At 41.0% G+C, this 356-nt stretch carries 1 protein-coding gene; it reads right to left on the minus strand.

The genetic code is table 11. The features are described 5' to 3' along the window. Window positions 1-38: 38 nt before the first annotated feature. Window positions 39-278, minus strand: a complete 240-nt coding sequence (locus LIQ05_RS19545) for a hypothetical protein (protein ID WP_005344271.1) — start codon at window positions 276-278, stop codon at window positions 39-41. Window positions 279-356 lie beyond the last annotated feature (78 nt).

Raw genomic sequence — 356 nt, forward strand, 5'->3', positions numbered from 1 at the left:
TTAATAATCCAAATAATATCGTCTATACCAATCTCTCCTTATGCTGTTTTTCTCTCCATAAACCATTTATCCACTTCGTAAAACAAGTGGCTTTCCTGCCCCTGTATCATACAGGTGTACATCATTCCTACACCGCCTGCCTTTCTGCTGGCGCATCGCTCAATTTTCAAAATTCTGTCAATGCTATACTTTCTTCCATCCTCCCATGTAAAAAATATGGGAACCAGCTGTCCGTCTTTCCGAAACTCTGCTACTACATCTACATATACTTTGTTCATGCCGACACCTCACTATAAAATCTCAATTGCTCTTGGCGATGCCGGGATTCTGCGGATATATCCATTTAACTCCAACTG

Source organism: Blautia glucerasea (assembly GCF_020537505.1).
Classification (GTDB): Bacteria; Bacillota; Clostridia; order Lachnospirales; family Lachnospiraceae; genus Blautia_A.